The sequence below is a fragment of the Corallococcus sp. 4LFB genome (assembly GCF_046520365.1).
Classification (GTDB): Bacteria; Myxococcota; Myxococcia; order Myxococcales; family Myxococcaceae; genus Corallococcus; species Corallococcus caeni.
Genome location: NZ_JBKGHJ010000519.1, coordinates 1 through 5,424, shown reverse-complemented (window position 1 = coordinate 5,424; position 5,424 = coordinate 1). Strand labels below are relative to the sequence as shown.

The 5,424-nt window shown below is 70.7% G+C and carries 3 protein-coding genes and 1 pseudogene; 1 reads left to right on the top strand and 3 read right to left on the bottom strand.

The genetic code is table 11. From position 1 onward, the window contains the following. Positions 1–784: pseudogene (locus tag ACLEQD_RS35750) on the bottom strand (peptidase M4); the annotation flags it as partial. Between the two features lie 258 nt (positions 785–1,042). Between ACLEQD_RS35750 and ACLEQD_RS35745 the strand changes: the two are divergent. Then, positions 1,043–2,239: a DUF1615 domain-containing protein gene (locus tag ACLEQD_RS35745; protein WP_410390302.1), complete on the top strand. Its 1,197-nt coding sequence runs from the start codon at positions 1,043–1,045 to the stop codon at positions 2,237–2,239. Positions 2,240–2,259: 20 nt separating this feature from the next. Here ACLEQD_RS35745 and ACLEQD_RS35740 read toward each other — a convergent pair whose 3' ends face one another. Together ACLEQD_RS35740 and ACLEQD_RS35735 are read right to left on the bottom strand one after the other, a co-directional pair. Then, positions 2,260–3,774: a fibronectin type III domain-containing protein gene (locus ACLEQD_RS35740; RefSeq protein WP_410390301.1), complete on the bottom strand. Its 1,515-nt coding sequence runs from the start codon at positions 3,772–3,774 to the stop codon at positions 2,260–2,262. Positions 3,775–4,039: 265 nt separating this feature from the next. Continuing rightward, a partial coding sequence (locus tag ACLEQD_RS35735) for a M16 family metallopeptidase (protein ID WP_410390299.1) occupies positions 4,040–5,424 on the bottom strand: 1,385 nt, incomplete at its 5' end.

The following is a 5,424-nucleotide window of genomic DNA, read 5'->3' as shown; positions in this document are numbered from 1 at the left end:
GGCCCTCGCTGCGCTTGAGCGTGCCCGGGGTGCTGGTGCCGTTGTTCGCGCTGTAGACCTTGCGGTTGAGCGCCGTGTGGATCTCCGGCGCGCGCAGCACGATGGAGCCGTCCACCGCGCTCACGTACACGCGGTCGCGCAGGGGCATCAGCTCGTTCTCGCCCGTGACCTTCACCTCGTACGCCAGGCGCAGCGCGCCGTCGTCGGTGCGCACGTACACCAGGCGGGGAGCACCCTGGGCCTCCAGGCCCGTGCCCACCGTCGCGCTCAGCGCCGCGTCGCGCGCGGACGAGGCCGCGATGCGCGGCATCGCGGAAACGTTCAGGCCGTCACGCGCGGAGCCGTTGGCGCGGAACACCGTGCCGTCCGGACGCACGTGCACCACCAGCTCACCGCCGATGACCTCCAGGCCGTTCTTCGTCTGCTTGAAGCGCAGGTGCTGGTTGCCCTGCTCGTCGATGCTCGACTTGCGCAGCACCAGGTCGTCCGGGTTCAGCCGGAACGCCGGCGCCACGCCCGCGACCGCCTTGCGGCTCGCGTCCAGCGTGTTCAGCGTCCGCTCCACCCGGCCCAGCTCACCGCGGATGTTGTCCGGGATGCCGTCCGCGTGCACGCCCACCACCTGGGCGCCAGCGAGCGCGTTCAGCGAGCTCTGGATGTCCTCGCCCGACTTCTCCTGCTCAGGCGCCTGCGTCTCCTCCCCCGTGGACCCCTGCGTACCACACGCCGTCAGAGCCACGCCGAGCCAGGCTGCGCCAATCGTCTTCAACAGTCGATGAGCCAACGCGATACCTCCAATGAAGAAACAGCGGGATGATACGTGACACACTTGAAATCATCAGGGCAACTACTTTTTGGAGAAAGTACGTTTAGTCACTTTCCCTCACCCTGCCGAACAAGCCAGGAGAACACGAATTGCGGATTAAGCGTGAATCCTACCGCTTCCGCTTCTTCAGCGGGTCTCCGGAGTGAACGAACCTGTCCCGGGGATGTCTCAAAAAATGTTTCATGAGACGGGCGCAGCATGCACGAGGAGGCTGACATGACGCGAGGTGCCAGCCGCCGGTGGGCGGGGCCGCTGTGCGTGGGGGTACTGCTGGCGCTCACGGCCTGCGCGTCGCGGGCACCGGTGGCCACGCAGGTGCCGGCGCCGCCCACGCTGTCGGTGGCGCAGGTGACGCGGCTCTTGCCGGCGAAGGTGAAGGGCGCGGAGCGCGAGGGCTGGGCGCGCGACGTGCTGGCGGCGCTGGACGCGGAGGCGATTGCTCCTTCAGCGCCCGTGGTCTGTCAGGTGCTGGCCATCATCGAGCAGGAGTCCGGCTTCCAGGCGGACCCCGCGGTGCCGGGCCTGTCCAGGCTGGTGCGTCAGAAGCTGTACAGCACCGCGGGACGGCTGGGCCCCCTGGGGCGGCGCTTGCTGGAGGACGTGCTGGCGGCGAAGGCGAAGGGGGCGAAGCGCAGCTTCGGCGCGCGGCTGGACGCGCTGCGCACGGAGCGGGACCTGGACCGGCTCTTCCGGGACATGCTGGCGTACTACGAGGAGGAGCACCCGGCGGCGTACGCGGCCGCGAACCTGGCCAGCGCGCTGTTCGGTCCGTCCTCGTTCGCGGGGCAGAACCCCGTCACCACCGCGGGCTCCATGCAGGTCAGCGTGCGCTACGCGGTGGAGAAGGCGGGCCCGGACGCGGATCCGGTGGCGGTGCGCGAGTCGCTCTACACGCGCGCGGGCGGCGTGCGCTACGGCACCGCGCGGCTCCTGGGCTTCGAGGCCGCGTACGACGCCCCGCTCTACCGCTTCGCGGACTACAACGGCGGCGTCTACAGCTCCCGCAACGCCGCGCTGCAGGCCCAGGTGAGCCGGCTCACCGGCGTCGCGCTGGCAACCGACGGCGACCTGCGACTGTATGACAAGGACGGCGAGCCGCGCGGCGAGGACAGCCAGAGCCTCAAGGCGCTGCTCCTCTTCCGTCAGCGCTACGCGCCGGACCTGAGCGAGCGCCGGGTGCGCCGGGACGTGGAGGAGGAGAAGACGGCGGACTTCGAGAAGACGGACACGTACCTGGCGGTGAAGCGCGTCTACTCGAAGCAGACGGGGGAGGCGCCCGCCTACGCCCAGCTGCCCCAGGTGACGCTCAAGAGCGTGAAGCTGAGCGGGAAGCGCAGCACCGCGTGGTTCGCGAAGTCGGTGGACGCCCGCTACCAGCGGTGCATGGCCCGCCACCGCCAGCCTGCGCGGTAGCGGGCCCCGCACGGCCGGGACTACGGCGTGGTGAAGACGGCGCTGTACGTGTCCGCGCTGACCGCGGGCAGCAGCTCCGCGGTGACGTACGGCGCGCGCGAGGGCTCGTAGTTCGGCGAGCCGTCCGCCGTCACGCGCACGTAGTAGGTCGAGCCGGGCAGCAGCAGGCCCGGCGGCAGGCGGACCTGCGTCTTGTCACCGGGCACGTAGAAGCGCAGCGTCGGGTTGGCGGTGAAGGTGCTGATCAACTGGATGACGGACACCACGTAGGTCCGGGGCGTGCCCATGGCGGGAGCCCGCCAGCTGATGACCGGCTGGTTGGCGCCCACCACGCGCGACACGTAGGCGTCCACGCCGTCGATGCGCAGCTCCCGGGGCGGCGAGATGCCCGGCTGGATGGGGCCGGCGATGAGGTGGTCCATCCGGTCGGTGATGAAGATGTTGCCGCTGGGGTAATGGACGCGGCTGCCCACCACGACGGGCGCCGGAGCCCGGAACGAGTAGCTGACGGTGCCCACCACGCCCCAGCTGGACGGATAGGGATTGCCGTAGGCGAACCGGCTCGCGATGACGCCGTCCTCCCCGCGCGGCAGCCACACGTTGAGCAGCTCGCCCTGGTAGCCCACCCAGCCGTGCTGGTAGCCGAACGGCGCGGGCAACAGCGACATCGAGGACACGTTGAGGGTGCCGGTGGGGTTGGAGTCCGTGCGCCAGCGGGAGAACTCGCTCAGGCGCCACTCCAGGGAGAAGGGCGTCTGACTCACGGGGGCCAGCGTGGCCGAGAGGGGCAGCGGGGTGGTGCCATCCGGAGTGAACGAGAACGACGGCAGGTGCGCGCTGCTCACCACCGACTGGTACGCCAGGGGCCCGCCGCTCGGCAGCGTTCCGGCGACCGTGGAGTTGAGCTGGTTCACGTAGAGACGGTCGCCCCTGGACGCGTCCAGGACGGGCGCCCCGTAGCCGGTGCTGAAGTACGCGGCGGCCTCCGGGTCGACGAAGGACGTGTCGCCAGCCGCGGGCTCCGAGAGGTAGCCGAGCGAGCTGTACACATCCACGTCCGTGCTGATGACCTCGAGGGCCGTGCCCGGCTCGGTGTAGGACGCGTACTGCTGCCAGGGCTCCAGGTTGAAGAGCTCCGCCGACACGGGAGACTCGGTGAGGGGCACGTAGACCGCGTCCGGCCGGCCGATGCGGTTGACGCCCAGGTCGAAGTGGCGCTCCCGCGTCAGGTAGTAGGAGCGGTTCGAGCGCAGGAAGTACTCGCCGTCCGGGACGTCGTCGAAGCGCAGGCCCCCCGCCACCGGCGTGCCCGTGCGCCGGTCGAAGTCGATGCCGTTGGGGATGAGGAGCTCCACGTCGCGGCCGGACAGGTCCTGCGGCACCACCGTCACCCCGGCGCTGGAGTGGAAGCGGGTGTCCGCCGTCACCAGCACGGACGTGCCCGCGTCCACCGGCCCGGTGCCCCCGTCGGCCTCACCGCAGCCCGGCAGGAACTCATCGCTGGAGATGACCGCCGTCCCCTCGCGGGGGTCCATGGCGATCCCAGGAGGGTTCACCTCCCCGGAGGGAGGCGCTTCCCCGCAGCCCAGCCAGGCCGCGCAGGCGGGGACGAGCAACAAAGACAGACGACGCAATGACATGATGGGCCCAGGTGACAAGCAATGAATGGCTGTCCGGTCCCGGCCCAAACCCGACGCCGCTTCATACGCGAAAGCGCGGCGGGCTTTTACTGGATAGTTGCGTTTTGATGGGTAGTTCAGGTGGGCGCGGATGAAGGCTTGCGCCCACCTGAGTCTGTCTTCAACGGGCAGGCGCCGTTGGCGGGGTGAAGCGCTTGTCGGAGATCTTCATCTCCGTGACGGGGCCGTACTTGCGGGCCACGTCGCGCAGGGCCTCCGCCTTGCCGATGAGGACGAACGTCAGGTCCTCCGGGGCGGGCAGGACGCGCTGGAGCACGGTGCGCACGCCGTCGCGGGTGGCGGCGGACACGGCGCCCGCGAAGCCGTTCACGTCCTGGGCGTCCAGGCCGTAGAAGGCCAGCTCCGACAGCTTCATGGCCAGCTGGTCCCCCGTCTCCAGCGTGGGGGGGAACTGCCCCAGCACGTAGGCCTGGGCGGAGGCGAGCATGGCGTCATCCATGCCCTCCTGGCGGTAGCGCGAGAGCACGTCCAGCGCCAGGTCGATGGCGCGGCCCGTGGTGGCCGTCTGCGTATAGGAGGTGAGGACGACGGTGTAGGGCTGGAGGGCCTGCTGCAGGGAGGAGCGGGCGCCGTAGGTGAGGCCCGTCTTCACGCGCAGCTCGGTGTTGAGCAGCGAGGTGAAGCGGCCGCCCAGCACGGTGTTGCCCAGCTCCGCCACGACGCGGTCCGGGTCGGTGCGGCGGATGCCGGTGTTGCCAATGGCGAAGTAGGTCTGGGTGGCGTCCGGCTTGTCCACCAGCAGCACGTGCCGGCCCTTCGTGGGCGCGGTGGCGGGCACGGCGGGGAGCGGCTGGCCCGCGGGGGCCCACCCGCCCAGGGCGGCCTCCAGCTTCGCGGCGAGCTGCTTCGCGTCGAAGTCCCCCACCACGGAGAGGATGAGCCGGTCCGCGCCCAGGTTCGCCTTCGCCCAGCCGAGCACGTCGCCCCGGCCAATCGTGGGCAGTGACGCCTCACTGCCCACCGACGACCCGCCGTACGGGTGCGAGGGGAAGTGGAAGGCATTGAAGTACACGCCGATGAGCATGCGCGGGTCGCCGTCCTTGGCGGAGGCGATCTCCGACACGCGCAGCGCGCGGGCCTTCTCCAGCTCCTTCGCGTCGAAGCGCGGGCGCACGAGCATGTCCGACAGCAGCTCCACCATCAGCGCGGTGTCGCGGGCCTGGAAGCTGCCGTTGAGGATGAGGGCCTCGCGGCCCGGCACGACCTCCAGCTCGCCGCCCACGCCGTCCACGGCGTCCGCGAACTGCTGGGCGTTGCGGGGGCCCGCGCCCTTCTGGAGCAGCTCGGCGGTGAGCGCGGCCAGCCCCTCCTTGCCGGCGGGGTCGGTGACGGCGCCGCCCTTGAGCCACGCGCTGAAGGACACCAGCGGCAGCTCGTGCTTCTCCACGAGCAGCAGCCGCACGCCGTTCTTCAGCGTGACGGCGGTCGCCTCCGGCAGCGTCACGCCCTTCGTCGACAGCGGGGCGGTGGGGGCCGGCGCCGGGG